28 protein-coding genes, 1 pseudogene and 1 other annotated feature (1 of these 30 only partly in view) are annotated in these 25780 nt (G+C 33.1%); of the genes and pseudogenes, 7 read left to right on the top strand and 22 right to left on the bottom strand.

The window, feature by feature from the left end; translation table 11 throughout:
- Nucleotides 1-64: a binding site (T-box leader), on the bottom strand; it reaches 147 nt to the left of the window's first position.
- Nucleotides 65-404: 340 nt separating this feature from the next.
- The gene (gene proC / locus A6J74_RS01755) at nucleotides 405-1223 is read left to right on the top strand and encodes a pyrroline-5-carboxylate reductase (RefSeq protein WP_001041316.1); all 819 of its coding nucleotides are present in this window, start codon (nucleotides 405-407) and stop codon (nucleotides 1221-1223) included.
- Nucleotides 1224-1437: 214 nt separating this feature from the next.
- On the opposite strand, the gene A6J74_RS01750 is transcribed toward proC, so the two are convergent.
- A complete protein-coding gene (locus A6J74_RS01750; protein ID WP_000049536.1) occupies nucleotides 1438-3078 on the bottom strand; it encodes a M20/M25/M40 family metallo-hydrolase in 1641 nt (546 codons plus the stop codon).
- A 75-nt stretch (nucleotides 3079-3153) separates the two neighbouring features.
- Nucleotides 3154-3903 (bottom strand): IclR family transcriptional regulator, encoded by a 750-nt coding sequence (locus tag A6J74_RS01745; protein WP_000250754.1) that lies wholly within the window; start codon nucleotides 3901-3903, stop codon nucleotides 3154-3156.
- A gap of 264 nt (nucleotides 3904-4167) precedes the next feature.
- Between A6J74_RS01745 and A6J74_RS01740 the strand changes: the two genes are divergently transcribed.
- Together A6J74_RS01740 and A6J74_RS01735 are read left to right on the top strand one after the other, a co-directional pair.
- A complete protein-coding gene (locus A6J74_RS01740; protein WP_000195517.1) occupies nucleotides 4168-5592 on the top strand; it encodes an amino acid permease in 1425 nt (474 codons plus the stop codon).
- Nucleotides 5593-5979: 387 nt separating this feature from the next.
- A complete protein-coding gene (locus tag A6J74_RS01735; protein ID WP_000589583.1) occupies nucleotides 5980-6327 on the top strand; it encodes a VOC family protein in 348 nt (115 codons plus the stop codon).
- Between the two features lie 10 nt (nucleotides 6328-6337).
- Here A6J74_RS01735 and A6J74_RS29890 read toward each other — a convergent pair whose 3' ends face one another.
- The 12 genes from A6J74_RS29890 to A6J74_RS01680 all read right to left on the bottom strand — a co-directional run bounded on the left by A6J74_RS29890 (nucleotide 6338) and on the right by A6J74_RS01680 (nucleotide 19638).
- Nucleotides 6338-6481, bottom strand: a complete 144-nt coding sequence (locus tag A6J74_RS29890; RefSeq protein WP_000058622.1) for a hypothetical protein — start codon at nucleotides 6479-6481, stop codon at nucleotides 6338-6340.
- Between the two features lie 117 nt (nucleotides 6482-6598).
- Nucleotides 6599-7630 (bottom strand): Delta(5) desaturase DesA, encoded by a 1032-nt coding sequence (gene desA, locus A6J74_RS01730; protein WP_000174972.1) that lies wholly within the window; start codon nucleotides 7628-7630, stop codon nucleotides 6599-6601.
- Nucleotides 7631-7982: 352 nt separating this feature from the next.
- Entirely contained in the window at nucleotides 7983-8813 is an 831-nt protein-coding gene (locus A6J74_RS01725; RefSeq protein WP_001028385.1) for a VanW family protein, read from the bottom strand.
- A 586-nt stretch (nucleotides 8814-9399) separates the two neighbouring features.
- Nucleotides 9400-11070: an alkaline phosphatase gene (locus tag A6J74_RS01720; protein WP_000981473.1), complete on the bottom strand. Its 1671-nt coding sequence runs from the start codon at nucleotides 11068-11070 to the stop codon at nucleotides 9400-9402.
- A gap of 433 nt (nucleotides 11071-11503) precedes the next feature.
- Nucleotides 11504-11770: an ArsR/SmtB family transcription factor gene (locus A6J74_RS01715; protein WP_000661859.1), complete on the bottom strand. Its 267-nt coding sequence runs from the start codon at nucleotides 11768-11770 to the stop codon at nucleotides 11504-11506.
- A gap of 466 nt (nucleotides 11771-12236) precedes the next feature.
- On the bottom strand, nucleotides 12237-13337 hold the full coding sequence (locus A6J74_RS01710; RefSeq protein WP_000057932.1) for an ABC transporter ATP-binding protein: 1101 nt from the start codon (nucleotides 13335-13337) through the stop codon (nucleotides 12237-12239).
- A gap of 61 nt (nucleotides 13338-13398) precedes the next feature.
- Nucleotides 13399-14106, bottom strand: coding sequence for an HAD family hydrolase (locus A6J74_RS01705; RefSeq protein WP_001030211.1), 708 nt, complete (start codon nucleotides 14104-14106; stop codon nucleotides 13399-13401).
- Nucleotides 14099-15526, bottom strand: coding sequence for a CehA/McbA family metallohydrolase (locus tag A6J74_RS01700; RefSeq protein WP_000570211.1), 1428 nt, complete (start codon nucleotides 15524-15526; stop codon nucleotides 14099-14101). Before A6J74_RS01700 ends, A6J74_RS01705 begins: the two co-directional genes overlap by 8 nt.
- Before the next feature lie 79 nt (nucleotides 15527-15605).
- Entirely contained in the window at nucleotides 15606-16967 is a 1362-nt protein-coding gene (locus tag A6J74_RS01695; RefSeq protein ID WP_000713117.1) for an extracellular solute-binding protein, read from the bottom strand.
- Nucleotides 16968-16992: 25 nt separating this feature from the next.
- Complete coding sequence (locus A6J74_RS01690) at nucleotides 16993-17811, bottom strand: carbohydrate ABC transporter permease (protein WP_000715651.1); 819 nt, start codon at nucleotides 17809-17811, stop codon at nucleotides 16993-16995.
- A 10-nt stretch (nucleotides 17812-17821) separates the two neighbouring features.
- The gene (locus tag A6J74_RS01685; protein ID WP_001165982.1) at nucleotides 17822-18688 is read right to left on the bottom strand and encodes a carbohydrate ABC transporter permease; all 867 of its coding nucleotides are present in this window, start codon (nucleotides 18686-18688) and stop codon (nucleotides 17822-17824) included.
- 161 nt (nucleotides 18689-18849) lie between these two features.
- Nucleotides 18850-19638 (bottom strand): DeoR/GlpR family DNA-binding transcription regulator, encoded by a 789-nt coding sequence (locus tag A6J74_RS01680; protein ID WP_000844588.1) that lies wholly within the window; start codon nucleotides 19636-19638, stop codon nucleotides 18850-18852.
- A gap of 238 nt (nucleotides 19639-19876) precedes the next feature.
- On the opposite strand from A6J74_RS01680, the gene A6J74_RS01675 reads away from it, so the two are divergent.
- Together A6J74_RS01675 and A6J74_RS01670 are read left to right on the top strand one after the other, a co-directional pair.
- The gene (locus tag A6J74_RS01675; RefSeq protein ID WP_000809129.1) at nucleotides 19877-20359 is read left to right on the top strand and encodes a DUF2975 domain-containing protein; all 483 of its coding nucleotides are present in this window, start codon (nucleotides 19877-19879) and stop codon (nucleotides 20357-20359) included.
- A gap of 10 nt (nucleotides 20360-20369) precedes the next feature.
- The gene (locus A6J74_RS01670; RefSeq protein ID WP_000974611.1) at nucleotides 20370-20585 is read left to right on the top strand and encodes a helix-turn-helix domain-containing protein; all 216 of its coding nucleotides are present in this window, start codon (nucleotides 20370-20372) and stop codon (nucleotides 20583-20585) included.
- A gap of 40 nt (nucleotides 20586-20625) precedes the next feature.
- Here A6J74_RS01670 and A6J74_RS01665 read toward each other — a convergent pair whose 3' ends face one another.
- The 6 genes from A6J74_RS01665 to A6J74_RS01635 form a co-directional block, all read right to left on the bottom strand.
- A complete protein-coding gene (locus tag A6J74_RS01665) occupies nucleotides 20626-20937 on the bottom strand; it encodes a hypothetical protein (protein WP_000845544.1) in 312 nt (103 codons plus the stop codon).
- Between the two features lie 93 nt (nucleotides 20938-21030).
- The gene (locus tag A6J74_RS01660; protein ID WP_000347330.1) at nucleotides 21031-21303 is read right to left on the bottom strand and encodes an Mpo1-like protein; all 273 of its coding nucleotides are present in this window, start codon (nucleotides 21301-21303) and stop codon (nucleotides 21031-21033) included.
- A 226-nt stretch (nucleotides 21304-21529) separates the two neighbouring features.
- Nucleotides 21530-22108, bottom strand: a complete 579-nt coding sequence (locus A6J74_RS01650) for an HAD-IA family hydrolase (protein WP_001024225.1) — start codon at nucleotides 22106-22108, stop codon at nucleotides 21530-21532.
- A gap of 24 nt (nucleotides 22109-22132) precedes the next feature.
- Complete coding sequence (locus A6J74_RS01645) at nucleotides 22133-22714, bottom strand: kinase (RefSeq protein ID WP_000107737.1); 582 nt, start codon at nucleotides 22712-22714, stop codon at nucleotides 22133-22135.
- Nucleotides 22711-23256, bottom strand: a complete 546-nt coding sequence (locus tag A6J74_RS01640; protein ID WP_000506649.1) for a GNAT family N-acetyltransferase — start codon at nucleotides 23254-23256, stop codon at nucleotides 22711-22713. Before A6J74_RS01640 ends, A6J74_RS01645 begins: the two co-directional genes overlap by 4 nt.
- 14 nt (nucleotides 23257-23270) lie before the next feature.
- Nucleotides 23271-23654, bottom strand: a complete 384-nt coding sequence (locus A6J74_RS01635; RefSeq protein WP_001049856.1) for a VOC family protein — start codon at nucleotides 23652-23654, stop codon at nucleotides 23271-23273.
- Between the two features lie 284 nt (nucleotides 23655-23938).
- Between A6J74_RS01635 and A6J74_RS01630 the strand changes: the two genes are divergently transcribed.
- Both A6J74_RS01630 and A6J74_RS30595 read left to right on the top strand, forming a co-directional pair.
- On the top strand, nucleotides 23939-24184 hold the full coding sequence (locus A6J74_RS01630; protein ID WP_000433609.1) for a hypothetical protein: 246 nt from the start codon (nucleotides 23939-23941) through the stop codon (nucleotides 24182-24184).
- A gap of 166 nt (nucleotides 24185-24350) precedes the next feature.
- Nucleotides 24351-24627, top strand: a pseudogene (locus A6J74_RS30595) (hypothetical protein).
- 110 nt (nucleotides 24628-24737) lie between these two features.
- On the opposite strand, the gene A6J74_RS01620 reads toward A6J74_RS30595, so the two are convergent.
- Entirely contained in the window at nucleotides 24738-25265 is a 528-nt protein-coding gene (locus tag A6J74_RS01620; RefSeq protein WP_000448414.1) for a DUF2812 domain-containing protein, read from the bottom strand.
- Nucleotides 25266-25272: 7 nt separating this feature from the next.
- A complete protein-coding gene (locus A6J74_RS01615; RefSeq protein WP_000991886.1) occupies nucleotides 25273-25590 on the bottom strand; it encodes a PadR family transcriptional regulator in 318 nt (105 codons plus the stop codon).
- Nucleotides 25591-25780: the final 190 nt, after the last annotated feature.

The raw sequence follows: 25780 nt of genomic DNA, 5'->3' as shown, positions 1-25780 counted from the left end.
AGCCGGTGAATTCCACTCTCTTTCGTAAGAAGACATATGTACTAATTCCCTTCAACGATTTTCGATCTGATTTTTTTATATTATGCGATATAGTTCGATTCGGTGTCAAGAGGTGTTTTTAAAAATAAATAGAGCCGCAAGTTACTTGTATGAAATTATCGCCCTACTGAATGAAAATAAAAATTGATATAAGTTTAACTCATATTCATAAGCATAAAACCTTAAATTATAGTGTATATATTTACATAATGTCGAATATAATTAATTTTTATCTTTTAGTGTTGCAAAAAGGAATATATTCTCTTAGAATGTTTCTTTATATTGCACAGGGATGTTATTCTTATTCTAAGATAATAATATCAAACCGATATAATTAATTATAAAAGGAGCAAGATCGAGTTATTATGAACAAACAAATTGGATTCATCGGATGCGGAAATATGGGGATGGCTATAATTGGCGGTATGATAAACAATAATATAGTATCTTCAAATAAAATCATGTGTTCAGATTTGAACACTATGAATTTAAAAAATGCTAGTGAAAAATACGGGATAACTACAACTACTGACAACAATGAAGTAGCTAAAAATGCTGATATTTTAATTTTATCAATCAAACCAGACTTATACTCCTCCGTAATTAATGAAATAAAAGAAGTAATCAAAAACGACGTTATCGTCGTAACAATCGCTGCAGGGAAAAGCATTAATAGTACTGAAGATGCCTTTGATAAAAAATTAAAGGTTGTGAGAGTAATGCCTAATACTCCTGCTCTTGTTGGAGAAGGAATGTCTGCTTTATGCCCTAACGAAATGGTTACAGAAAAAGATTTAGAAGATGTACTAAACATTTTCAATAGTTTTGGTCAAACAGAGATCGTAAGCGAAAAATTAATGGATGTTGTAACATCTGTAAGTGGTTCTTCGCCAGCATACGTATATATGATTATAGAAGCGATGGCAGATGCTGCTGTACTAGATGGTATGCCAAGAAATCAAGCATATAAATTCGCAGCTCAAGCTGTGTTAGGTTCTGCAAAAATGGTATTGGAAACAGGAATACATCCAGGTGCATTGAAAGATATGGTTTGTTCCCCAGGCGGAACGACAATAGAGGCTGTAGCAACATTAGAAGAAAAAGGCTTGCGAACAGCCATCATTTCAGCTATGCAACGTTGCACGCAAAAGTCTATTGAATTATCTAATCAAACTAAAAAGTAAACACTAATTACAAACTGTTTTTGACTATATACACATGTAGTTTACATACCCCTATTTTCGCCAAAAGATAAACGGACAAATTCATAAATGATTGAGTTTGCCCGTTTTGTTTTTATTATATTAAAATAATTATATTCAAATCCTCTTTTTGGCTTCTATTTCTATACCTTCTGAATGTTATGTTTTCCATTCATTCACTTTTATACACACCTAACTATGACTGAGTAATTTTATTAGATACAAGTAATTTTTCAATACATATCGGTAACATATCGAATAGCGTTTCAAATGCGTAATTTACGTCTAGACGCTCTGTCCATTGATGTGCATCTTTTCCTACCGGCCCCATATTTAATACTGGAACGTCAAACTCTTCTAATTCCTGAAGTGGAATTGAATAGCCTTTATCCCATAATGGCATATTGTCTACAAGAGAACTCATTGAATCCAATGGGTTCTGTAAGCCCACATAGCTTAAATCTGAAATTCCTCCAAAATAATTTTGATTTTCAAATGTAATGCTATGATTGTATTGAGCATACTTTTCCATTTCTACAACTACCTCTTTAATGAAAGGATTGTTGCGTGAACTCACAGCTGGATAGTACGGCGGAGCGAAGAAAAGTACAATCATCGGCGCTTTTTCTTTACATAATATAGCTAATTTATCAACTAAATCGATTGTTACTGCACGATCATCTTTATCTTCTCTATTTTTTATAATATTAGATTGAATATCATTTATTGTCTCTTTTCCATGTTGTTCAATTGCATACGCGATAAGCTCTTCATACGTTAATACATTTACTTTAAGATTAGGAGGTATGAACGGATTATATTTAGAAAAACGATATGCTTGCTTCTCGTAAGACTCTTCGATTTTCTCTGCTACTTTCGTTACTTTTTGACGCAGCAACGAAACGACATCTGTCATCGATTTTTCTAGTAAAAACAAATTAAATAGTGTGACTGCACGATGCGGAATTTGTACAGAATAGTCCTCTTTTAAGTCTCTTTGAAGCAAGTTAGTTGGTGGAGGACTCGCTTCACCATCTACAATATCACAAAGGTCCGTATTCAACTCTAATTCTGCTGTTAATAATGCAGCCATATAACTCCCATTTAAGCCTGCAAAAGGTTCACCTACATGTGTCTCTTTTCCATAGCAAAGGAAACCAGGTAACACCTTCCCAATAGAACCAGTATAAATATACTTATTTTGGTCCCCAGGATGCCTTGAAAACATAGGCTCTGAATTTAGAACCGTTTTAAATTCTAAATCATGTTCTCTTGCTAAATCTAATAATCTCGGAACAGCTGCTCTCATCCCTACGGAGTTCACTTCTTCATCTGGAACAGCTAATAAAAGAACATTCCCATCAAATCTTCCTTCACAAGCTTGCTCAACCATTGCCATTTGTAAAGCTAGACCACATTTCATATCCATTGTCCCTCTACCAAATAGCCAATCTCCCTGTTCTATATCTTCACGTACATGATCTGGTAGTTCATCTTTATGAGAGTAAAACATAGATGTTAACTTTTTAGGATGAAATGCATCTTCTTTCCACACTCCATAATCTTGTACATCTACAACATCAAAATGACTAACAAGAATTACAGTATTTTTCGTACTATCACTTTTCTTTACTAGGGCGGTAACAAAATATCGTCCATCCCCCGTCGGATTTTTTTGCAAATGATGCGGATTTTGTTTGAAATACTGTAAGTCAGATAATTGTTCTACAACAAAGTCTGGTAATATAACTTCAGCTTCTGAACCTGTAATACTAGGAATTTCAACAAGATTGCTTAATAACTGAATCAATTGTTCTTTTGATTGCCACTTTGACATAGTAACCCCCCTATTTTTCCGCATTATGAAAATCAATTCCAATATATGAATAAAAAATAACGACAGTTATCAAAATTATAATTCTGATGTACTGCCGATTTTTATTGAAATTTCATGAGCTGCTTCTTTTACCTTACTAATAAGAAAAGATAGTCGATCATCATTAATACGATGACTAATTAACCCAACACTTAATGCTCCTACTACTTTATGATTGAATCCGATAATAGGTGCAGCTACTGAAGCTGTCCCTTCTGTTTTTTCACCATAACTTACAGCATATCCTTCATTTTCTATTTGTTTTATTTGATTAAGAAGAATTTGCTTTTGTTCTGGTAAAGAAGAAAGTAATTGTTCTACAATGTATTCCATTTCATTCGTTTTCATATTGGCAAGCATCGTTTTATTTGCGGCGCCAATCGAAAGTGGAATCTGTTCCCCTAAGTTATCGATAACCCGAATTTTTAAAGGGCTATCAATTCTTTCAATAATAATAGAATGAGTTCCATTTGGAATGTTCAAATAGACACTTTCTTCCACTTCAGCGGCCAATCGCTTCATCACTTCCCTTGCAACAGATCTATAGTCTACCTTCTCCAATTGACGTAATCCTATTTCCATCCACATTGGCCCAATCTTGTACTGCTTTGTTTCTGAAATTTGTGTAACTAACCCATGCTCCATTAGAGAATTAAGTAATCTATGTACTGTACTAACCGGAAGATGTGTTCCATCAGCTATATCAGAAATAGCCCAATACTCTTTTTCATTTGTAGAATTTAATAGCTTAATAATACTTATCGCTCGATCAATGGACTGTACCATAATTCGCCTCAACTTTACTTGTAGTATGTTTAGCCTAATTAACTATCAATTTATCAAAAATTCAAACTGAAATCAATCAATTTATTTAATTTTCAAAATAAACAAAAGATACGCTATCAACATTTTGAAAACGCAAACAAAAAAATATTGACTTTTCTTTTTAATTATCTGAAAATTAGAACAATATTTCACATCACGGAATACATTCCATAATACGGAAAAAAATCAATTTTCATACTACCAATTTTGAAAGTGAGGAAAACAATGACGCAAGTAAACAATACAAACAATGAATTAAAGCGCACAATGAAAAGTAGACATTTATTCATGATTGCACTCGGTGGTGTGATTGGAACGGGGTTATTTAACGGATCTGGTTTTATTATAAGTAAAGCTGGACCTGGCGGATCCGTACTTGCCTTTATGGCCGGTGGATTATTAATGTATCTCGTTATGCTATGTCTTGGTGAGCTTGCTGTAGCCATGCCTGTTTCAGGTTCTTTCCAGGAATATGCCACCAAGTTCATTAATCCTGCAACTGGGTTTACAATCGGATGGTTGTATTGGTTAAGCTGGGCGAATACGACCGGTCTTGAATTTACAACTGCCGGAATTACGATGCAGCGCTGGTTTCCTGATATTCCTGTCTGGGTTTGGTGTTTAATATTTGGTGTTACCATATTCACTATAAACGCATTATCTGCTCGTAGTTATGCAGAAACAGAGTTTTGGTTTTCAAGCATTAAAGTATCTGCCATTATCGCTTTCATTATTCTTGGCGGCGCCGCTATGTTCGGTTTTATTGATTTAAAAGGAAACGAACCAGCCCCGCTATTTTCAAATTTCATAAATCACGGTGGTTTATTCCCAAATGGACTTGCCGCTATCCTATTAACAATGGTTACAGTCAATTATTCCTTCCAAGGTACAGAACTTGTCGGAATCGCAGCTGGTGAAAGTGAAGATCCAGCAAAGACTTTGCCTCGTTCTATTAGAAATATTATATGGCGCACGATGTTTTTCTTCGTTTTAGCAATTTTTGTTCTCGTAGCTTTAATTCCTTGGGAAGAAGCAGGATTAACAAAGAGCCCATTCGTTGCTGTTTTTGATAATATCGGTATTCCGTATGCAGCTGATATTATGAACTTTGTTATTCTTACCGCTGTTCTTTCTGTCGCAAACTCAGGACTGTACGCCGCAACTCGCATGCTTTGGTCATTATCAAAAAATGAAATGGCGCCAGCCTTTTTAAAGAAATTATCATCACGAGGAATACCACTAAACGCTTTAATCTTGACGATAGCTATTTCTGCTTTTTCTCTTTTGACAAGCGTGGTAGCTGCTGAAACGGTTTATTTATGGCTTATTTCAATTTCTGGAGTCATTACAATCATTGTTTGGATGTCAATTTGTGTTTCTCAATTCTTTTTCCGTAAACGCTATTTAGCTGAAGGTGGAAAATTAGAAGACTTAAAATTCAAAACTCCACTTTATCCACTTGTACCCATTCTTGGTTTTGGATTGTATGGCATTATATTAGTAAGTCTTATCTTTATCCCCGATCAAAGACTAGGAATCTACTGTACTGTACCATTTATCATCTTTTGCTACACTTACTATCACTTTAAGATTAAGAAAAAAATCACCAGTAGCACTCATAAAGAAGGTAAAATTAGCGAACCTTTGTAGTACTGTACGATACAGAGAAGACCGCGCATGGATTTCACCTCATGTGCGGTCTTTTATCATTCCTTCATTCATTTTCTCAGGAACAATTCCCCTATTTCTTCTATACTATTGAAATGATTATTTATAGCACTTCGTGTTTTGAATTGTTCAGGAGGTTTTTGCGTTCAAGTGTTATCCTCAAACGGGTCAGTATTGCTACACTCCTTTCCTTTACTTTGGTTTCAAAGATGATGTCGGTATAATTAATGTAGGAAATGCTGTTAGCAATTATTATTTTTTTATTGTTCATAAGTTGATGCTTTTCCTTACTATTACCACTTTGTTTTGATATATTAAATTTATACTACGTCACATTAAAAATTTTAAAATAGACAGGAGTTATATAAGATGATCAAAGGATTCGGAGGAATATTTTGGAGAACTAAAAATATTGATGTTATAAAAAAATGGTACAGCGAAGTATTGAAGATTGAAATAGAAAATTGGAATGGGACTGTGATTAAACCCGAATCAGGAACTGAGACTATCTTTTCTTTCTTCAATGAAGATGACAATTATTTTCCAACAGAACAACAAGTGATGTTAAATTTCCAAGTACATAATCTACATGAGACTATTCACCATCTTGAACAAATTGGTATACCTCTTGAAAAGAAAGAAGAGGTTAGTGAATTTGGAAAGTTTATTTGGATTAAAGATCCTGAAGGACGACTCATCGAGCTTTGGGAGAAATAGTCGATTGTAATCATTCGCTATTAAGATAACGGATAATTTTGTTCAGCCGATGTCTTCGGCTATCCATAATAGATTCCTGTTGCAAATTTGTAGCAGGCTCTATTTTCACTTCATCATTTTCATTTAAACGAGAATCAATTATCCTTAACGACATTTCCTAATCCTTCGTAATTACAATTTGAAATCCCCTCCTCATCAATCATCTACTATTTAAACAAAAACTCCCCTTAAATCAAAAATGATTAAGGGGAGTTTTTCATATGCGATGAAGTTATAGTTCAGATTTCACTCGAACAGAAACATTATTTTTAATTATATTTTTGACATCTTTAAAGCTAACAAAATTGTTACTTTTCTCATCCCAAAGACGGAAACGTAGTGATTGTAAGCTTGTAGCAAGCGTAATCGTTGGTACATTTTTTAACGGAAGCGTATTATTATGTGCCTCTTCTAGTTTATAGTTAGGTACTCTTGGGCTTAAATGGTGAACATGATGGAATCCAATATTACCAGTTAAGAATTGCAAAATTTTTGGAAGCTTATAAAAAGAACTTCCTTCCACTGCCGCTTTCACATATTCCCAATCTTTATCCTCTTCAAAATAAGAATCCTCAAATGTGTGCTGTACGTAAAACAGCCAAATACCTATTGAGCCTGCTATTAAGAATATAGTACCATGTACGAAAAGGAACGATTGCCATCCGATTGCCCAGCAAAGTACCCCTATTAAAGCAACGATTAATATATTCGTCAAATAAGTATTCATACGTTCTTTCTGTCTTGCACCTTTTCGGTTAAATCTATTTTTAAGCAAGAAAACATAAATCGGACCTAATCCAAACATAACGAATGGATTGCGATATAAACGATATGCTAAACGAAGTCTAAATGGTGCAGCTACATATTCATCAACTGTAAGCGTCCAAATATCCCCTGTACCCCTCTTATCCAAATTACCACTCGTAGCGTGGTGAATAGAATGCTCATGCCCCCATTGATCAAATGGGAATAAAGTTAAAACACCCATACATGTTCCAACTATTCTATTTGCACGTCGACTTTTAAAAAAGGAATAATGGGTGCAATCATGAAAAATAATGAAAATTCGTGTCATAAATCCAGCGGCTAACAGAGATGGAACTAATGTTAACCAATAAGAAACTGACAAACTTTTATAAGCAAGGTACCATAAAATAATAAATGGAACTATTGTGTTGATAAGTTGCCAAACACTTTTTTTAATCGTTGATTTTTCAAAAGGAGCAACTTGTTTTTTTAAATTTTTAGTATTTTGTAAGGTCATTTTTCTAATTCCTTTCCTGTATGTTGCTAATTCATATTATAGCATACTATTAGTATCAGGTGTTATGTGTAGATATAATAAATATTTTATACAATGAAAATCTCTTTTTTCTTACTCATTTCTTACAAATTTCTTACGTCCAAAATAGCTTCTATAATAAGAAAGAAGGAGCATTTGTGCCGAGAATTCGAGTTTTTTTCCAATAAATACATAAAAAAAACACAGTGCTTTTTCACATCTGTGTTTCTTATTTTCATTCCAATGAAAACCAAGTAAATTTAGGATTTATACTTTTTTGATAAAAATAAGAATTACATACATGCTATACTATATAATCTATGGGTTTACCATATTACTCACTATTTTCATTTTTACAAACTAAAAGTGGTTCGTACATCATTATAGCGTGATTCTCCGTTACATATTGATCTTCTATAAACTGCTTCTGTTGATTATATACTCTGCGTTGAATCACATTATGTCGTATATAACCACCCCAGTATGCAGGCTGAATGGCGTGTTCTTTTTCATAAACTTCATATTGATAAAGTTGCGGATACATTGTTCTCCATTCACCAACTAAATATTTCTCTGTCATATAAAGGTGAAGTTGATATGGTTGATCCGTGTCATTTTTAATTTGCAAATCCAAATAATTATAAAAGCACGTCGCTCCACTTCCAAACGGCTGCGTTCGCCTGGAATCAGGAAAGACATCAAAGCTATGACGATATCGCTCCGTTACTGTCAGCGGTGTATGTAAAGTCATCCAATATATTAAATTTGAAAGCTGACAAAGGCCTCCTCCAATACCTGTTTGAAAAGATCCGTAGTGTAAAACCATACCTTCTACATACCCTTTTTTCCTCGTAGGCTTACCTATTAAACGCCAGTAAGAAAATGTTTCTCCCGGTCTAATGACGATACCATTAAGTTTTTTAATAGCAATTTTTAAATTAACAACCTTATTGTTTTGATACCACATATCTACATCCTTGAGCTTCCGAAGTAGTATTGTTCGGTGCTGAATTGCTGTACATGGCAGCTGTTCTTGTTGGAACCTTTTTGCATATGTTTTTCCGTCTACTAACCACTGAATGTACCTCTTTGTAGAGTAATACCATGTCCCTACTATAATGCGATACTTAGACCGCTGCTTAGGACGTAATTTCACTATATTCATTTTATTCCCTCTCTCTTTCATATGCTGCCATTTCCGTTATTACCCCGACAATTGGTTTCCATATTCACCTGCACAGCATTGAAATACTAATTGGTGCATTCTCTTTTTCTTCAAATAAATTCTAATATACCTCTATTTCAATAAATTGCACTTTTCTTAGTTGCATAATCATTTTTTTCAATAAATAAAGAGTAAATGTACTCTAGTGAAGATTTTATTTTTTGGATTTCTTTATAATTGTGTGAAACTGCGTCGCAATACGATAAATTGAAATAAACACATTATAAATATAACGGATAATTTTAAACAAATAATAATGAAAATTAAAGGAATTCTAAAGTATTAATATATTTTCTGTAAATATTGAGTGATCATACATTACTTATTAAAACTTTACTATATGTATCAATTCTCTATTCTACAAACGAACTTCTTTATTTTAAGAGAAGCATTTTTTTCCTTTCTTGTTTTTATAAGTCTCTTCTGGAAAACTTTGCGGCAGAATCCAAACATCACTATTTACAGGACAAAACACAAAAATATTGCCAACCAGTTCGCTTAGCAAGGTTAGCTAGTTGGCAATTTTTTAACGAGAATGCTTTACAAATAATTGAATTGCTTCTTCCGGTACATAGAACTTCCCATTACTCTCTACAATAATACTTCCTAATTCATACTCTTTATCATTAATACGAATTATATTTTTATTAACACTTAATTGAGCTTCCACTTTATTATGATTTACTACGAGCACTGGGTTTGCTACATCGGTTTTGTCGATTGATACAGTGGCACCAATTCTCTTAAAGGCTTGTTCACTCTCTAAAAATATTTTATTTGTTACTTCTTCTAAGTTAAAGCCCATTGCTTTCGCCATCGTCTTCGCAATGTCTATATTTTGGATTAAGCCTTCTGGTTTTTGTGGTCCATAAGAGTATAAGAATACATCCTCACCTGTATGTCCTCCTGTCGTAAAGCCAATATTTGCACGATTAGCCAATAACGTAGTAAGGATTCGACCTACATCCATTTTCTTTTTTGCCGCTTTTAATTTTTCTTTTTCATCATGAGTTAGATTGTCCAAACCGTATAGTTTAGCTACACCTTCTACATTTGATAAATCAGATTTCATTTTATTTGTAGTCCCTTCAAGTGTCATTTTCGCCTTTTTCAATGGGGCAATGTATGCAGATACAGGTTTAGTATTATATCCCTTTGTCGTATTCCTATTGCCAATAGAGATACCACTGTTGCCATGGTCAGCTACAGCAATGAGCATCGTATTACCGTCTTTCTTCGCAAATTTTAATGCTTCTGCAACCGCATTATCAAATGCCAATACATCACTAATAATCCCAATTGGATCATTCGCATGGGCTGCCCAATCTGGCTTACTTCCTTCTACAAATAAAAAGAAGCCATCTTTATCTTTTGATAATGTTTGAATTGCTTTTTCCGTCATTTGAGAAAGTGTTGGTTGCTCTGGATTTGTTACTTCACGATCCATATCGAACGCAAGGGCATTATGTGAGAAAGAGCCCCAAATTTTATCAGATTTAGAGTTCAATAATGCATCTTTTGTTTCAACTAAGTCGTATCCTTTATCTTGAATCACTTTAACTAAATCTTCACCATCTTTACGGATTCCATTTCTTTTCACAGGCTGTAGTGCTGCTTTTCCCCCGCCTAATACGACATCTATATTTTGATACACTTGCTGCTTCGCAATTATGTCAAAATGCTTGCGGTTAGCATGATGGGCAGAGAACCCAGCAGGAGTAGCATGTTGAATTTCAGATGTAGCAACAATTCCAGTTGCGCGACCAGAGCGCTTTGCACCTTCTAGAACGTTCGCAACTGGCCGCAGCTTCTCCTCTTCTTTAATTGGTTTTAAGCTAGGTGAATTCACAATTGATGGCAATACACCTACATATCCTGAATTTGATTTATTCCCTGTTGCTAAAGCTGTAGCTGCTGGGGCTGAGTCTGTAATAGCGGATTCTGCTGAATATGTGCGAACACCTCCCGTTATGATTTCATCTAATGCAAGCGGTGCCCCTTTATACAAGCGAGCTAACGTTGTTGCTGAAGAGCTCGTTCCATCCATAACCATCATAATTATATTTTTGGGTTGATGTCCCGCCTCTTTTGTCTCAGCTTTAACCTCATTATCGTTCATCAAGATTCCTGTACCTAATAAACTTAGTACTACCGTTCCCACTAATGTTAGTCCCATCATCTTTTTAAGATTCATCATTCTTGTTCCTCCATAAGCTGTTTTCGACATCCTCAATGTAACAATTCGTATGTAAATAGGGTTTCGACTTTTTATTAAGTGTACGCAAGTATATTTTCTTTTATATTATTAGTCCCCCATTGTCACAAAACTAACAATAACTAGTTTCCTAGAAACGATATAAATCGAATAAAATGCACAACGAAGGTAATAATCACTTATTACAACTGATTTTACCGAAACTGGATCTATTTCATGAACCAATTGATTTTTTATGAAAATACAAAACTTCAATAAAAATAAATATAACGATATTATATATTTACATTCTCGTCTTCAATTTATTAATCCAATAGTTGTAATTCATTAAATTCAAAAATTGACATACAATAACGCCATCCTTTCCTATAGTTTCCACAGAAAGAATGGCGCATCTTTTCATTAAAATTAGCATTTAAATCAAACTTGATAATATCGCTTTTGTACGATTTTCCGTTATTTCATAAAAAACTTCTAATCCTTTCCGAGTACCTGTAATGATTTTAGCAGCTCTTAGTTTGAATAAATGTCGACTAATTGTACTTTGAGGCATTTGTAAATTTCCATACATTGTTGTTGCATTAGTAGGGCCTTTTTTTCGCATTATTTCTACTAAGGATAGACGGATAGGATGCGCCAATACCTTTAATACTTCAGTGATTTCTTCATACATTTCTTTCATATTTCTTCCTCACCTTTTATATAAATATAAACATTAATGATATCCATATATATAATTCGAAATGATATACGATTTTGTGTAAATTTACTTTTGATCAGAAATGAGCTGCAGGCCACCATAGTTGTCATAGTGCCTTTTCATAGTGCTTTACCATGATTTTTTTCTTCTTTATATATATTCGAAGGGATAAATAATTTTATGTGGGTCAAAATATTTTTTTATAAATAGCTAAAATACACTACTGATTTTCTAAATCACAGGGGGAATTCACTATAAAGATATATTTTTTTGGAGGCATTATAAAATTTCAACTTGCTAACGATGAGATGCTGCCAACAAAAAGCGTTTTTCGTACGCTACACGATCTTTTATATAAAAAAAGCCGATTTCCTGTAATGGATAATCGGCCATGTTACTATTCATTTAGTTGAAGAAACCTTAAAAATACAATCACCTTAATTGTTATCTATAAAACAATTCGTTTCTCAGTTTCTGAATCGAAATAATGAACTTTGTCCATGTTCAAAACTAGATCTATATTTGATTGACTTTGCATATCAACTGAAGCCTCAACACGTGCAACAAAAGATTGTCCATTTAAGTTGGAGTATAAATATGTTTCTGCTCCCATTAATTCTGCTACATCAATAGATACCGTTACTTTTGCATTATATGGTAAAGTCTCGATTGCTTTTCCATAATAAAAGTCTTCTGGACGTATTCCTATTATGATTTCTTTATTCGCATATCCGTTATCTCGCAAGCCTTTCATCTTCTCTTCTGGCACTTCAAGTTTCCATTTATCAACCATAACTGCAGTATCTGTTAATACGCCTTTGAAAAAATTCATTCCAGGAGAACCAATGAATCCTCCGACAAACACATTCTCAGGATTTTCATATACTTCTGTCGGTGTACCTACTTGTTGTATAATCCCATCTTTGAGCACAACAAGGCGAGTCGCCATCGTCATAGCTTCTATTTGATCGTGTGTTACATACACAGTTGTTGTTTGTAGCTGCTTGTGTAGTTTCGTAATCTCAGCACGCATTTGAACACGTAACTTCGCATCTAAGTTTGATAAAGGCTCGTCCATTAAAAATACCTTTGCATTTCGAACAATCGCTCGGCCCAAGGCAACACGCTGACGCTGTCCACCTGAAAGTGCTTTTGGCTTTCGACTTAAATACTGCTCAAGCCCAAGAATTTTTGCTGCACGTTGCACACGCTGGTCAATTTCTTCTTTGCTATATTTTCGTAGTTTTAATCCAAATGCCATGTTTTCATAAACACTCATATGCGGATACAGCGCATAGTTTTGAAATACCATTGCAATATCTCTATCTTTCGGTGTAATATCATTTACACGTTTTCCGTCGATATAAAAGTCGCCATCTGAAATCTCTTCAAGTCCTGCAATCATACGTAATGTTGTAGATTTCCCACACCCTGAAGGGCCAACCAAAACGATAAATTCTCCATCATTTACTTCTAGGTTCAAATCTTTTACGATTGTCACATCATGATTATATTTTTTGTAAATGTTTTTGAATGATAGTTGAGCCATAGTATCCTCCTAGAAATTGAGTTGTATTTATTTGTTGTTTTTAAAACATTCAGGAAACAGTTTATAAAACCTTCGAAATATCCTTCATACTATCTAAAATATAATCCGCTTTTCCTTCTAAATCTTCTTTTTTGCTCGCACCCGATAAAACGCCCACTACTTTAATGTTGCTATTTCTTGCAAATGTAACATCTGTTAATGTATCACCTACCATAAGCACATCATCTTCAGTTAGTGAAAATTTTTCTTTAAACATATGATAAAAGTCACTTTCAGGTTTTGTCCTATTCACACCATCATCCGCACCTAAAAAATCTACGTAATCATATAACTCAGTCGTCTTCAGAGAATGAATAGCTGCATCAACATCATCTGCCGTAACAACCCCAATAATAAATTCGTTGTCTTTTAGATATCGTAACGTTTCCTTTGCACCTTCTACTTCTGTAAATATAAGGTCATCTGCTGTAGAGTACTTTTTGAATAAAAGACATACATTATGAATGAAATTATCTTTAACTACATGTCGGTTTTCTAATAACGAATACCATGCAGCCGCAATAAAGTAATTTGTGCGACAAGCTAGTAAACTTGTACTCTCAAAATCGTTATCATTCATGCCGATAATCGTTAAGTAATCATCTCGTTTACTTTTTTCATTTGGATATGTTTGAAAAATATCATCTAACACACGATGCACAATTTTGTACCAAACTGAATCTAACTGTATTAATGTTCCATCTTTATCAAAAATAATCGCTTTATTCACCTTTTATTCCCCCTATAACTTCATCCCATGTTTTCATATTTTTATTCTCAACTTTATTATGAATAGGATTAATAAACGCTACTAATTCGTCCTCTTCCCATCCTTCAACCCTAGCATACGCCCCTTCATTTAATGAAAATTCAAAAGTTACGTCGCTGCCAGGTTTTTGTTCAATTATTTGCCCATTTATTATTAGTCTCCACTCACACGGTTTGTCAGTAGAAATGTTGTAAATAATATTTCCTTTAGCCTCATCACCGACATAAATCGTTTTACCTTCGTTTTGAATGTCTATCGCTATTTTTCTAAATCGAGAGAAATAAACTCGTCCCTTTTTGATCGCAGATTTTAAGTTTTTAATAGATAAACCATTACATAATACATATGTTCCTGGATCACCGTAAATGGATGGGTCTTTTGATCCTGGGAATGTTTTTGACGGATGTAAATGAGAATCACTTCCTCCTATTCCCCAGATTTTAATACCATTTGACCACATTTGATCGAAACAACGCAAAGCTTCTAAAGTAGATGATTTACTTTTTTTATAAGTTGGATCACACATAATTTCCATTGTATGAACATTTTCTAAGTTAATATTAATTTGGTTCGCCCAAGGCTTCATAAATGGATGATTTACACTTAATACATAGCCTTTTTCTTTCATGAGTGAAAATAGTGCATTCATTTTTTCGACGCTAAATGATTCATCTACATACTCTGTAAAATCAACGAATTCTCTTATACCAAATATGTTGTAATGACCGAGAGGAGTTGTAAGTTCCATAGATGGTATAATTAATGTGTTTCCTTTTTCATAAGATGGCATAATAATATTGTGCTCCGTCGCATATAAAAAATCTAATTCTTGTTTTTCACATACTTGCATTCCAAGTTCATCATCTATCTCGCCGTCTGTTAAATCTGTATGTTCATGAAAATCCCCTTTGTACCAGCGATGTTCTTCATTTACTACCTTATTAAAACGGTCTTCATCGATAAAAACATTTCCCTTACAAAAGTGCTCTCTATTATACTTTCGTTCCAAATAATCATTCACTTCTATTTTTACTGTATAGTCAACTTTTTCTCCGGTAAACTTTACTACTTTCTTTGCACAATGAGGGATATATATGACTTCTAATTCCCAAGTACCTGGTTGTATTTCTCCTCCAATACAACCAGCAGAGCAAAACATGGAATCCTTCGAAACGACTAGTTTTTCAGTTACAATTGGAGTTTGATATTGTATACGTACATAACCGTTAGGATTTCTTACGATTAATAAAAGTGGAATTTTCCGGCTATCTCCTTGATCAATCGTTAATGTGAAATTTATAATATCAGTTTCATCCATTTGGAAACAATGTTTGTTTTTTATGAATGGGGAAAGTGTTATCGTACTTGTTATTTCGATCATTGTTTTCACACCTTTTCAAGTGAATTTTAGAGACACTTCCTTCGCTCAGAAGCACCTCATGTTCATACTACAAACCGGTTTACTTCTTCTTTTTCAGAACTTTATCTAATTCTTCTTGCGCAACTTTAGCTGCTTCATCTAACGCTTTCTTTGCTGGAACTCCTTCAATCTCTACTTTATCTTTCGCTACATTTAAAGCGTCATTAATTTTTCCGCCCGTTGGATCTACAAATGGTCCCACTCCATTATTGTTAGCTTGCTCTACTGGGATTAATGCTTGTGGTTGTTTTTTTACAAATTCAGCATATGGGCCGTAATCTGTTACATTATTACGAACAGGGATATAACCTGTAGCCATGGACCATTCAGCCGTTTTCTCAGTGCTTGTCGCAAATTTCATAAAGTCATATGCGCCTTTTGCTACTTCTGGATCAATATTTCTCGTTAATGTGAATAAATATGTTTCTAGTTTTGGCGCTGGTTTATTATTACCCCAAGCAGGCTGAGGTAATGCTTCAAATGTGTTAAGGCGTTCTTCTTCCGTCATTCCTTTTCCTAATGATTTAAAAACAAATCCTTGATCACCAGATGAGCCTGTAAATCCTAACGTTCTACCTTCAACTAAATCAATTACAGTTTTATCCCAATATTCCCATCCAGTACCACCTGAATGTATTTTCATAATTTTATCTTCATGTAGCCATGTACGGAATTTCTCCCATACCGAAACCCAAGTGTCATCGTTAATTAATACTTTTTTACCATCTTCGCTTAATACGTTTCCACCGGCACTGCGAACCGCATCAATTAAATTTGACGTCCCCCACATCGGCATCCAGCCCGCATATGTCACATTTCCATTTTCACCACGTTTTGCGACTGTTTTTGCTACCTTTTCTACACCTTCCCACGTCTTTAAATCATCTTTTGTAAAGCCATTCTCCGCTAATGCTTTTTTATTGTAATAAAGAATTTGCGTTGTACCGTAGAATGGAATTCCATACAACTTCTCGTCAATTGTTGCTTGCTCCATAAACCCTTTTCCATAATCTTCTTTTTTGAAATTAGTATCATTTTTAACATATTCATCTATAGGTACGATTAACTGTTTTTTAGCATATTCTTGCATGACATCAGAACCTAGTAATGCAATTGCTTCTTGGTTATTCGCTGCAAATCCACTTTGTAACTTTTGATATGACTCATCGTAGCTACCCGCTTTTGTCGTTTTCACTACATATTTGTCCTGACTTTTATTGTATTCTTCCACAATTTGATCTACACGATCTGCAAGAGAGCCCCCTACTCCGTTAATGAATGGAACAACAACCTTCTCCCCTTCTTTACTCGCTTTGACCGTACTTCCTTTTCCGCCTGAACAACCCGCAAGTGCACTAACAAACAATGTTAAAACTGTTAGAAGCATGAAAAATTTTTTCATCCCATAAATCTCCTTTACTATTTACTTACCCCTTTATTCCTGAATCAGTAACACCAGATAAGAACCATTTTTGTAGAATCAAAAATACGATTAAGAGCGGCACCGTTGCGATTGTACTTGCCACCATAATGTGTGACCAATCTCGCCCTAAGGAACTATTAATGAAATAATCAGCAATTCCATTCGTAATTAACTTTTGCGTATTATCTTTCAATATAAGAGCTGGCCAAACGTAATTATTATAATTACCAATAAATGTGACCAATCCTAGTGTTACAAATGATGATCGTGTCATTGGAAAAATAATTTTCCAAAGAATACACCAATCACTTGCTCCATCAATTTTGGCTGCTTCTACTATTTCAAAACCAACTTTGTGGAACGTTTGTTTTAAATAGAAAATACCGAATACGCTAACAGCCATAGAAATCATGTATCCAAAATGTGAATCAAGTAGCCCGAATTTCCCTAACATTACATATACAGGAACATACGAAACAGCTCCAGGAATCATATAGGTTGCCATCACGACACTAAATGTAATATTTTTACCTTTAAACTTGTAAAATGCTAACATATACGCAAACAGTGCAGATGAAACAAGCACATATATAGTAATGATGAAAGATGTATAAAAACTATTAAATAAATATGTGTTAAATGGTAGTATGTCTAATACTTGTCGATAATTTTCCCAGTGAAATTCTTTAGGCCAAAAACCTCCTTGTAATACTTCACTAGATGTTTTAAACGAACCAAGTACCATCCATATGAACGGAAAAACAAATAGTATACTTGATAATGCTAAAAAGAGATGCTTTACGATTAATGGACCTTTTTTCATATTATTCACCTTAATAGTTCACCCACTTATCACCTATTATTTTGTTAATAACAGATAGTAAAATTGTAATGATTAGTATGATAAATGCGATTGCTGTTGCAGATCCCATATCAAACTGTTCAAACCCTTGTTGGAAGAATAAATACAGTAACGTACGCGTCGAACCACTAGGCCCACCTTGTGTTAAAATCTTTATTTGATCGTAAGCCTGCACCGAAGAAATTGTATTGACGACGACTAAGAAGAAAGTTGTTGATGAAACCATAGGCAGTGTTACATATCGAAATTTCTGCCATGCATTTGCTCCATCAATACTAGCTGCTTCATATAAACTATCTGGAACTTTTTCTAATGCGCCGATATAGAAGATCATCGTCCAACCAACTAATTTCCAAACTGTCATTATAATGACTGCTAACATCGCTGTTTTACTACTTTGAAGCCAGTCCAAACCTGGTATCCCGAAAAAGTTTAGCACTTTATTAATAACTCCAAATTGAGGTTCATATAAAAGTGACCACACAATGGATACAGCTATTGTTGGCGTTACCCAAGGTGAAAAAATCATTAATTGGTACAATGCAGAACCTTTAAATTTTTTTCGGAAGAATAATGCGAAACCTAAGCCCAATACAATTGTTGGAATGACTGTTCCAATTCCGAAATAAAACGTATTGAGCAATGCTTGCATAAAAGAATCTTGTGTAAATAAATTAAAATAGTTTTCTAAACCAACAAAATTAAAATCATTCGTCATAAAATCCCAATCAGTAAAACTAATACCTAAACTAATGAAATTCGGAATAATCCAAAACAAGATTAGAGGTATTCCAACTGGTAGTAAAAAGAACACAGCTTTTGATAGTTTTATTTGCATTCTTGCCACCTCCTAATTCATATTGTAAGAGTTCATTATTAACACAATGTTGTTTGTTTGTTAACTAATTGTAAAAAACAACAAATTAACAAAATAAAACAACATACAAACAATAAAAAAGACTATTTCTCAACTTATTAAGAAATAGTCTTTTCGTTTTTCTATACTGTTATTAATTCAACCCCATTATTTGTTAAAATATTTTGCCATACTTCATCGAGCTTAGCGTTTGTATATAATGCATCTATATCACTAAAACTCCCACTTTTATAAAACTTTGTTAAATTAAATTTTGACTCATCAGCCATCATTACAACTTGTTTTGCATTATTCTTTAGCTGCTTAAATATTTGTGCATCTTCAATATACGAACATGTCAGTTCTTTTTCTAGTGAAATACCATCACAAGATGCAAATAATTTATTAACAGTGAAATGATCCAGATAGTTTAACGTCATTTCTCCAGACAATGCTAAGGAATTCGTATTCAATATTCCCCCAATGACTATTAACCTGCAATCAAAGGAATCGTATTGGTCTTTCAGCTCAATAATTTTATTGACAGCTGGTATCGAGTTTGTTAAAATTGTCAAATTCTTTTTATCGTATATGAAATCTAAAATTTGCATTGTGGTTGTCCCAATTTCAATTGCGATAATATCATTATCTTCTATGATTTTACTTGCTTCCATTGCAATTTTTCGTTTTTCTTCAATATTCTCAGATCGACGTTTATCAAAATGAAATTCTAGTGTTTGATCTTTTTTCTTAATTGCACCACCATGTATTTTCGTAAGCTGTCCTTCCTTGTGCAACATATCTAAATCTCTTCGTATCGTTTCTGTTGTAACATTTAATACCTTTGCTAAATCATTTACCATCACTCTGTTATACTTTTCCAACTCATCTAGTATGTGTTTTCTTCGTTCAAATTGTGTGTACGATTTCATTTCATTAACACCTCGTCAAATTACGCAAAATATTGATTTTCTAAAAACTTTTAATATACAAAAGGATTAATCATTACTTTTAACATAACATCATTTACAGAAATAAGGAACGATTATATTCGTTTAAATTCAAAATTTATTTAACAACAAAAGAATGATTATAATGAATAAAAATTTATTGTTAAACGATAAATTTTATGTTAAATTTATAAGATATTAAATAAATGAGGTGCTTTTTATGAAACAAGGATCCACACTATTTTTAAAAACCGTTGTGATTATGATTGGAATCCCTGTTCTAGCTATGTGTATATTTTTGGTCCCTAAAATTGGGGATTTTGCAGCAGAATTATATCCTGATATTGCATATATTAAATATCTTGTATTTATCAACTTATACGCAACAGCAATACCTTACTATTTCGCACTGTACCAAACGTTTAAGCTGTTAAACTATATTGACAAAAACAACGCATTCTCAAAATTGTCTGTAAAAGCGTTAAAAAATATTAAGAACAGTGCATTAACAATTAGTGTATTATATGTATTAGGCATGCCACTTTTCTATCTCGTGGCAGAGAGAGATGACGCCCCGGGCATTATTATTATTGGAATGATTATGATTTTTGCTTCATTGGTTATCGCTGTCTTTGCTGCCGTTCTCCAAAGACTATTAAAAGATGCTATTAATATAAAATCAGAAAATGATTTAACGGTCTGAGGTGAATAATATGGCAATAATAATTAATATTGATGTAATGTTAGCGAAAAGAAAAATGAGTGTAACAGAGCTTTCGGAGAAGGTTGGAATTACAATGGCTAACCTTTCTATTTTGAAAAACGGAAAAGCAAAAGCGATTCGATTTTCAACTTTAGAAGCAATTTGTAAAGCATTAGAATGCCAACCAGGGGATATTTTAGAATATCAACCTGAAGATACCGAATAAAAAGAGTCCTTCTCACATGAAGGACTCTTTTTATTGCATATTACGGTGCGAAATTAATTTGACCAGTAAACAATAAGATAATCGTGATGATCCAAAATATAAAAAATGATGAGGACAGTATGAATGAAAGAATACCTATCCCCTTCTTCTCTGTTTTTTTCGTCATTATAATTATTGAAAGTATGATACCTACGCCTGTAAGAGCAATAGTAATATAATCTCCCACTATATTACCCGCATTCGCTATCCTCGTTGGAGTTATAAAAACGAATAAAAAACACAAAATTCCAATAAATAAAGATATATAGCTTATTATACTGTACTTCTTTTTGAGGACTATTTCGGTTTTCATCATAACCCACCCCTTCTGTATAGCTATGATTTCATACTAGCACGAATAACTATAATTTGGTTTTATTTTACCGCCTATAGCACTTTTATTGAGTTAATTTCTTTTTAATACTTTTTTTAAAAAATATATTGGACCTACTACCAAATATGCTGGGTTTGATAAGAAAGTCGGCTTCTTACCTTCAATTGCATGACCTACAAATTGAAAAATCCATCCTAATATAAATAATGATAGCCCTAATTTCCAATTCACGAATAAAATGAATATAGAAATGATAATTGTAGGAATACCAATAAAGTGAAAAAATTTATTCATTGGATGTTGATGGTCGTCTCGATATTTTTTAAACATTTTTTGAAAGTCCATATCTTAACCCCTCTCCATTATTAAAAATCTTATTTTAATTTGAAACTAACGAAAGTAAATTTTCTTCTACTAATATATATGCAGGTGTACCATGTATAACCTGTAAAGCCAATCCTTTTAAAGAAACTAATAAAGCTCTTGAAAAAGCTTCCCAAAATAATTAACCTACTACATATAAAATAACCTCTACTTTTTGTATGAAAAGTAAAGGTTATTTTCAAACCATTTATAAAGAAACCTCTCTATCAACCACTACCTTAAAAAATTCCGAGTAATGTGCCAAAGAATAATCCGCTACATCACAAATCCCTTGAAACATGCATGTTGAAATACCTAATTCCTTTGCAGGTAATAAATCTAACTCTCTATCTCCAATAGCTAAATCAATATTGTACTTCCTATGTAAATGATCATACGCTAAAGAATTCGGTTTTCGAGGGAAACCATCGTCAATTGTAACCATATCGACGAAGTATTTATCCCATCCGTAATATTTTAAAATTTCCATAACCCCTGCTTTATGTTTATGGGTCATGATTACATTTTTATCTGCAAATTTCAAAACCTTTTCGACACCAGCAAAAGGCTTCATATCTTTTGGAGTAAATTTCTTCTTCAAAATTTTAATCTTTTCTTCCTGCTCACATGAAATATTATAATAATGAATTGCGTGAGAATATGATATTTTCAAGTTTTTGTATATTTCTTGTTCATCTACTGTATCACCTAATATTTCAGAAAGCATCTTCGTATATGCAGGATACGTATCAAATAACGTCCCATCAAAATCCCACAAAATATTCATTGTATTCACCCTTCTATTTTCGAATCATTGTATGACTAAATCCGCCCTATCCTTCGGCAATTCCATTTCTAAATAATACTCCTCTGCTTTCCAATACCTGTTTTGAAACTTTGAAAGTTTCTTTTGTGTCTCTTCGCTTTCACGCTGAAACCTTGTTTCCCTTGGACAGTCCAAATACACCATATAATGAAAGAAATCTCTCCATTCTTTTCGCTGTAGAAAAACTCCTTCAATTACAATTACACCTACAATAGGGATCTGGACTTTTTTCATTTCACATGAATCTGTATCATCATAATAGAAAGGCAATTTCAATTTCGTTTCATGTTGTAACTGTTGAAAAAATTTCTGCCGCAAGTATGCAATATCCCACTGTAAATGATAGTACTCATACCATTCTTCATATCCTGTTTGATATCGTTTATTACGCTCCACTATATGATCATCAATATGGAAAATATGAAACGGAATGCCTTCTTGTTTCATATTTTCTTTTAATTTTGTTGCGAATGTTGTTTTTCCTGAACGACTTAAACCATCTATTCCGATAATGAATCGGTTTTCTTTATGTTTCTTCATTATACTTATAATTTCACTCGTACTCATTGCTTCTTCCACTCTTCTTTTAATAAAGAAAATAAAATGGTGTCATGAGCAACTCCATTTTGAATCATATGTTTTCGAAGTAATCCTTCTTCTTGAAACCCTGCTTTTTTCAACAATTTTTGAGAAGCTTCATTTTCCACATATACGACAGCAGCGATTCTTATGAGCTGTAACGTTTCAAATCCGTAAGTTAAAATGGCTTGTAATGCTTCGGATGCATATCCCATTCCCCAATATATATCATCTAATTCATAACCAATTTCAGCTCGTTTATGATGATTGTTAATTAAATGAAATCCGCACGTTCCGATTAATTGGTCCGTCCCTTTTTTCTCTATTCCCCAGCGAAACACATTGCCTTCTTCATAACGATTTTTAAACGTTTGAATCGTTGTTTTCGCTTGCTCAATATTTTCGAAAGAATCCATTCCGAAATATCGTATAACAGATTCTTTCGCAAAATATTGGAACATCATTTCTGCATCTAATAGTGTAAGTTCTCTTAAAAGTAAACGTTCTGTTTCTAGTTTCGGAAATCCCATCTCTTTTTCTCCCTCTATTCTAATGAACTGCAAATTTCAATATAATTTCCATCTGGATCAGCAATATAGGCAATTGTTTGTCCCCACGGTTTCACAATTGGCTCAACTAAAACTTTAATGCCTTGCTCTCTGAATTGCTCAATTTTTTCTTGTACATTCTCAACTACGAATCCTAATTCGAAGTGCGAAGATTGTAATTCACCTTCTGTAAGCGGTAGTCCTGTTAATTCTTTCACGTCTTCTCGTGTATTCATCGCTAATATTGTAGATCCAGTATTAAATTCAATATATGTACCATGCTCAGCTTTTATAGGTAACTGTAAAGTATCTTTATAGAATCTTAAACATTCTTCAAACTTTTCTACATATAAAATGATATATTTCATTTTTAAATTCATGTTACATCCCCCTTTTGTATTCATCCCTAAAAATTCGACAAAAACTACAAAAAAACCTTGTTCTTCCTACAAATGAACATAAAAAAATGAGGCCGATTTCTCGGCCTCCCAGCTTATTGGCATAAAACAGGAGATTTGGTTTGGACATAACCAGTTCGTACTTTTATTATATTTTATTTTTTCTGAATTTTAAATACTTTAAACACCTATTTATATTGAGAAAGTTTTTTTACTTGCATAAAATTATACTGTTTAAGAAATGCTACAAATGGAGGTGTATACATATGGAACCAATGCTTTGTCCAAGCTGTAAAACAAATCGTACTCGCTTTAACATTCTTGAGCAACAAGTAAAACCAGTAAAGTTAAATCCTCAAACTGGTCAAGTAGAAGAAGAGTATACTAATGAAACGATGAATGCTTTTCATATGGCTTATCAAGGACCTACATACCGAGTCCAATGCGCTGTATGCGGACTTGTTGAAAACCCTGAACAATTTATTAAACCCGCGCAAAATCAGTCTTTCTAATAAAAACATGATTGTCCCTTGTAGAAATAGACTTTTCTATAAGGGATTTTTCCGTTTAATATGGTAACAAAAAACGTATTCCTTCCTTATTATATGTTAAACCTCATACCCTTTTAGTAATATTTACAGAAGAGAATTAAAACAAATGATTTTAAATAACAAGTGAATGATTCCATCTACATTTCTACTATTAACTTGTCACATAGTAATCTTTTACTTTTGGATCTTCGATTGGAAGAAAATAACGACTTCTTACGGTCTAACAATATGGATTCTTTCTACTATTTGTGGTCTTTTACTTTATTACCATTTTAAAAATCAAAAATCTAATAAAGTGATATTAATTGCTAGTTCGTTATTATTAATTATTTCTTCTTCATTTATGATTTTTTTAGGTATTGTTACTGGTAGTTATCTTTGTAACTTTTAATTCTATGACTTAAAAAGGTCGTCTTTTATTATGTAAAAAAGAATGAACAAAATAAATATATATAAAGATTTGAGAAGATGATTCCTAGACAATAATTATCTTCTCTAATAATATCACTCTTTGTTATAATATTTCCTTTTTCAACTTTTTAATCTTCCAATATAAATTAATAAGTATATATACATATACGAAACCAAAAAAGCCTACCATACCTTTATATAATCCAGATTCTGATATACCAAGAAAACATAAGTAAAGCGCTGGCATTAACGTTACAAACATAATCGCAACGAACTGTAACAACTCAGTAAGTTTTTGTACCCTCGTTTCCTTGTCTGAATATATGTCAGGCAACTTATTTTCCTCTTCTACTTCTTTACAAAAATAATTCCATTTCGCAAAACTCGTTACATGTTTCCACCCACACATTTCATATATTTCAATATATTCTTTTTGTTTTTCTTTTGTATCTTTATAATCTAATCTAAAATCTGCTTTATATATTACATCTTTCGGTTTTGTTTCCTTAAACGTATACATTATATTATATTTTTGTAATGCCCAACCTTGTTGATGCATTTTTCTTAAAAAGGCTTCCTCTTTTTCTAAACTCCATCCAGCGAAAAATTTAAATACCTTCTTTGTCTCCATCTTCCATTCACTCCCCTAATATCCTATTTCCATTCCTTACAGATCTCTGTAACCTGTTATATTCTAGCTCTAACACTTCTCTCCCAAACGACGTTAACTCATAGCACTTCTTTCTGTCTGTAGAGGCCACTTCAACAATTAACTTCTCTTTTAGTAACTTCGTCGTATTCCCATATAAAGTACCAGGACCGAGCTTTACTTCCCCTTTTGTCATCTCTTCAACCATTTGCATAATTCCATATCCGTGCATTGGTTTCACTAATGACAAAAGTATGTAATACGTCGCCTCTGTTAACGGAATATATTTTTGTGCTTTTGCATTCATTATACCTACCTCCGATACATCGTCTTATGATATATCGATTTACGATACATCGTATAACGATATTGTATAATCATATTCCAAAATATACAAGTATAATTTAATAATTAAATATCCATTTCTTTAAATTGAAAAATACTACCAATTTTCAGAATAATTTGTTAAAATATAGAAACATTAACTCTTTTATACT

Origin of the sequence: Bacillus sp. FDAARGOS_235 (genome assembly GCF_002073415.2) — a bacterium.
GTDB lineage: Bacteria > Bacillota > Bacilli > Bacillales > Bacillaceae_G > Bacillus_A > Bacillus_A toyonensis.
The sequence above is the reverse complement of the archived record's forward strand: the minus strand, read 5'-3'. Positions and strand labels throughout refer to the sequence as shown.

Excerpts from the sequence above, each read along its gene's own strand:
- A6J74_RS01620 (WP_000448414.1), bottom strand. The coding sequence starts at position 25,265 with ATGGAGACAAAGAAGGTATTTAAATTTTTCGCTGGATGGAGTTTAGAA.
- A6J74_RS01715 (WP_000661859.1), bottom strand. The coding sequence starts at position 11,770 with ATGAAAGAAATGTATGAAGAAATCACTGAAGTATTAAAGGTATTGGCG.
- A6J74_RS01725 (WP_001028385.1), bottom strand. The coding sequence starts at position 8,813 with ATGAATATAGTGAAATTACGTCCTAAGCAGCGGTCTAAGTATCGCATT.
- A6J74_RS01640 (WP_000506649.1), bottom strand. The coding sequence starts at position 23,256 with ATGGGATTTCCGAAACTAGAAACAGAACGTTTACTTTTAAGAGAACTT.
- A6J74_RS01650 (WP_001024225.1), bottom strand. The coding sequence starts at position 22,108 with ATGAATATTTTGTGGGATTTTGATGGGACGTTATTTGATACGTATCCT.
- A6J74_RS01630 (WP_000433609.1), top strand. The coding sequence starts at position 23,939 with ATGGAACCAATGCTTTGTCCAAGCTGTAAAACAAATCGTACTCGCTTT.
- A6J74_RS01615 (WP_000991886.1), bottom strand. The coding sequence starts at position 25,590 with ATGAATGCAAAAGCACAAAAATATATTCCGTTAACAGAGGCGACGTAT.
- A6J74_RS01670 (WP_000974611.1), top strand. The coding sequence starts at position 20,370 with ATGGCAATAATAATTAATATTGATGTAATGTTAGCGAAAAGAAAAATG.
- A6J74_RS01745 (WP_000250754.1), bottom strand. The coding sequence starts at position 3,903 with ATGGTACAGTCCATTGATCGAGCGATAAGTATTATTAAGCTATTAAAT.
- A6J74_RS01735 (WP_000589583.1), top strand. The coding sequence starts at position 5,980 with ATGATCAAAGGATTCGGAGGAATATTTTGGAGAACTAAAAATATTGAT.
- A6J74_RS01660 (WP_000347330.1), bottom strand. The coding sequence starts at position 21,303 with ATGGACTTTCAAAAAATGTTTAAAAAATATCGAGACGACCATCAACAT.
- A6J74_RS01665 (WP_000845544.1), bottom strand. The coding sequence starts at position 20,937 with ATGAAAACCGAAATAGTCCTCAAAAAGAAGTACAGTATAATAAGCTAT.
- A6J74_RS01675 (WP_000809129.1), top strand. The coding sequence starts at position 19,877 with ATGAAACAAGGATCCACACTATTTTTAAAAACCGTTGTGATTATGATT.
- A6J74_RS01710 (WP_000057932.1), bottom strand. The coding sequence starts at position 13,337 with ATGGCTCAACTATCATTCAAAAACATTTACAAAAAATATAATCATGAT.
- A6J74_RS01645 (WP_000107737.1), bottom strand. The coding sequence starts at position 22,714 with ATGAGTACGAGTGAAATTATAAGTATAATGAAGAAACATAAAGAAAAC.
- A6J74_RS29890 (WP_000058622.1), bottom strand. The coding sequence starts at position 6,481 with ATGTCGTTAAGGATAATTGATTCTCGTTTAAATGAAAATGATGAAGTG.
- A6J74_RS01750 (WP_000049536.1), bottom strand. The coding sequence starts at position 3,078 with ATGTCAAAGTGGCAATCAAAAGAACAATTGATTCAGTTATTAAGCAAT.
- A6J74_RS01685 (WP_001165982.1), bottom strand. The coding sequence starts at position 18,688 with ATGCAAATAAAACTATCAAAAGCTGTGTTCTTTTTACTACCAGTTGGA.
- proC (WP_001041316.1), top strand. The coding sequence starts at position 405 with ATGAACAAACAAATTGGATTCATCGGATGCGGAAATATGGGGATGGCT.
- A6J74_RS01740 (WP_000195517.1), top strand. The coding sequence starts at position 4,168 with ATGACGCAAGTAAACAATACAAACAATGAATTAAAGCGCACAATGAAA.
- A6J74_RS01690 (WP_000715651.1), bottom strand. The coding sequence starts at position 17,811 with ATGAAAAAAGGTCCATTAATCGTAAAGCATCTCTTTTTAGCATTATCA.
- A6J74_RS01680 (WP_000844588.1), bottom strand. The coding sequence starts at position 19,638 with ATGAAATCGTACACACAATTTGAACGAAGAAAACACATACTAGATGAG.
- A6J74_RS01695 (WP_000713117.1), bottom strand. The coding sequence starts at position 16,967 with ATGAAAAAATTTTTCATGCTTCTAACAGTTTTAACATTGTTTGTTAGT.
- A6J74_RS01700 (WP_000570211.1), bottom strand. The coding sequence starts at position 15,526 with ATGATCGAAATAACAAGTACGATAACACTTTCCCCATTCATAAAAAAC.
- A6J74_RS01635 (WP_001049856.1), bottom strand. The coding sequence starts at position 23,654 with ATGAATTTAAAAATGAAATATATCATTTTATATGTAGAAAAGTTTGAA.
- A6J74_RS01720 (WP_000981473.1), bottom strand. The coding sequence starts at position 11,070 with ATGATGAATCTTAAAAAGATGATGGGACTAACATTAGTGGGAACGGTA.
- desA (WP_000174972.1), bottom strand. The coding sequence starts at position 7,630 with ATGACCTTACAAAATACTAAAAATTTAAAAAAACAAGTTGCTCCTTTT.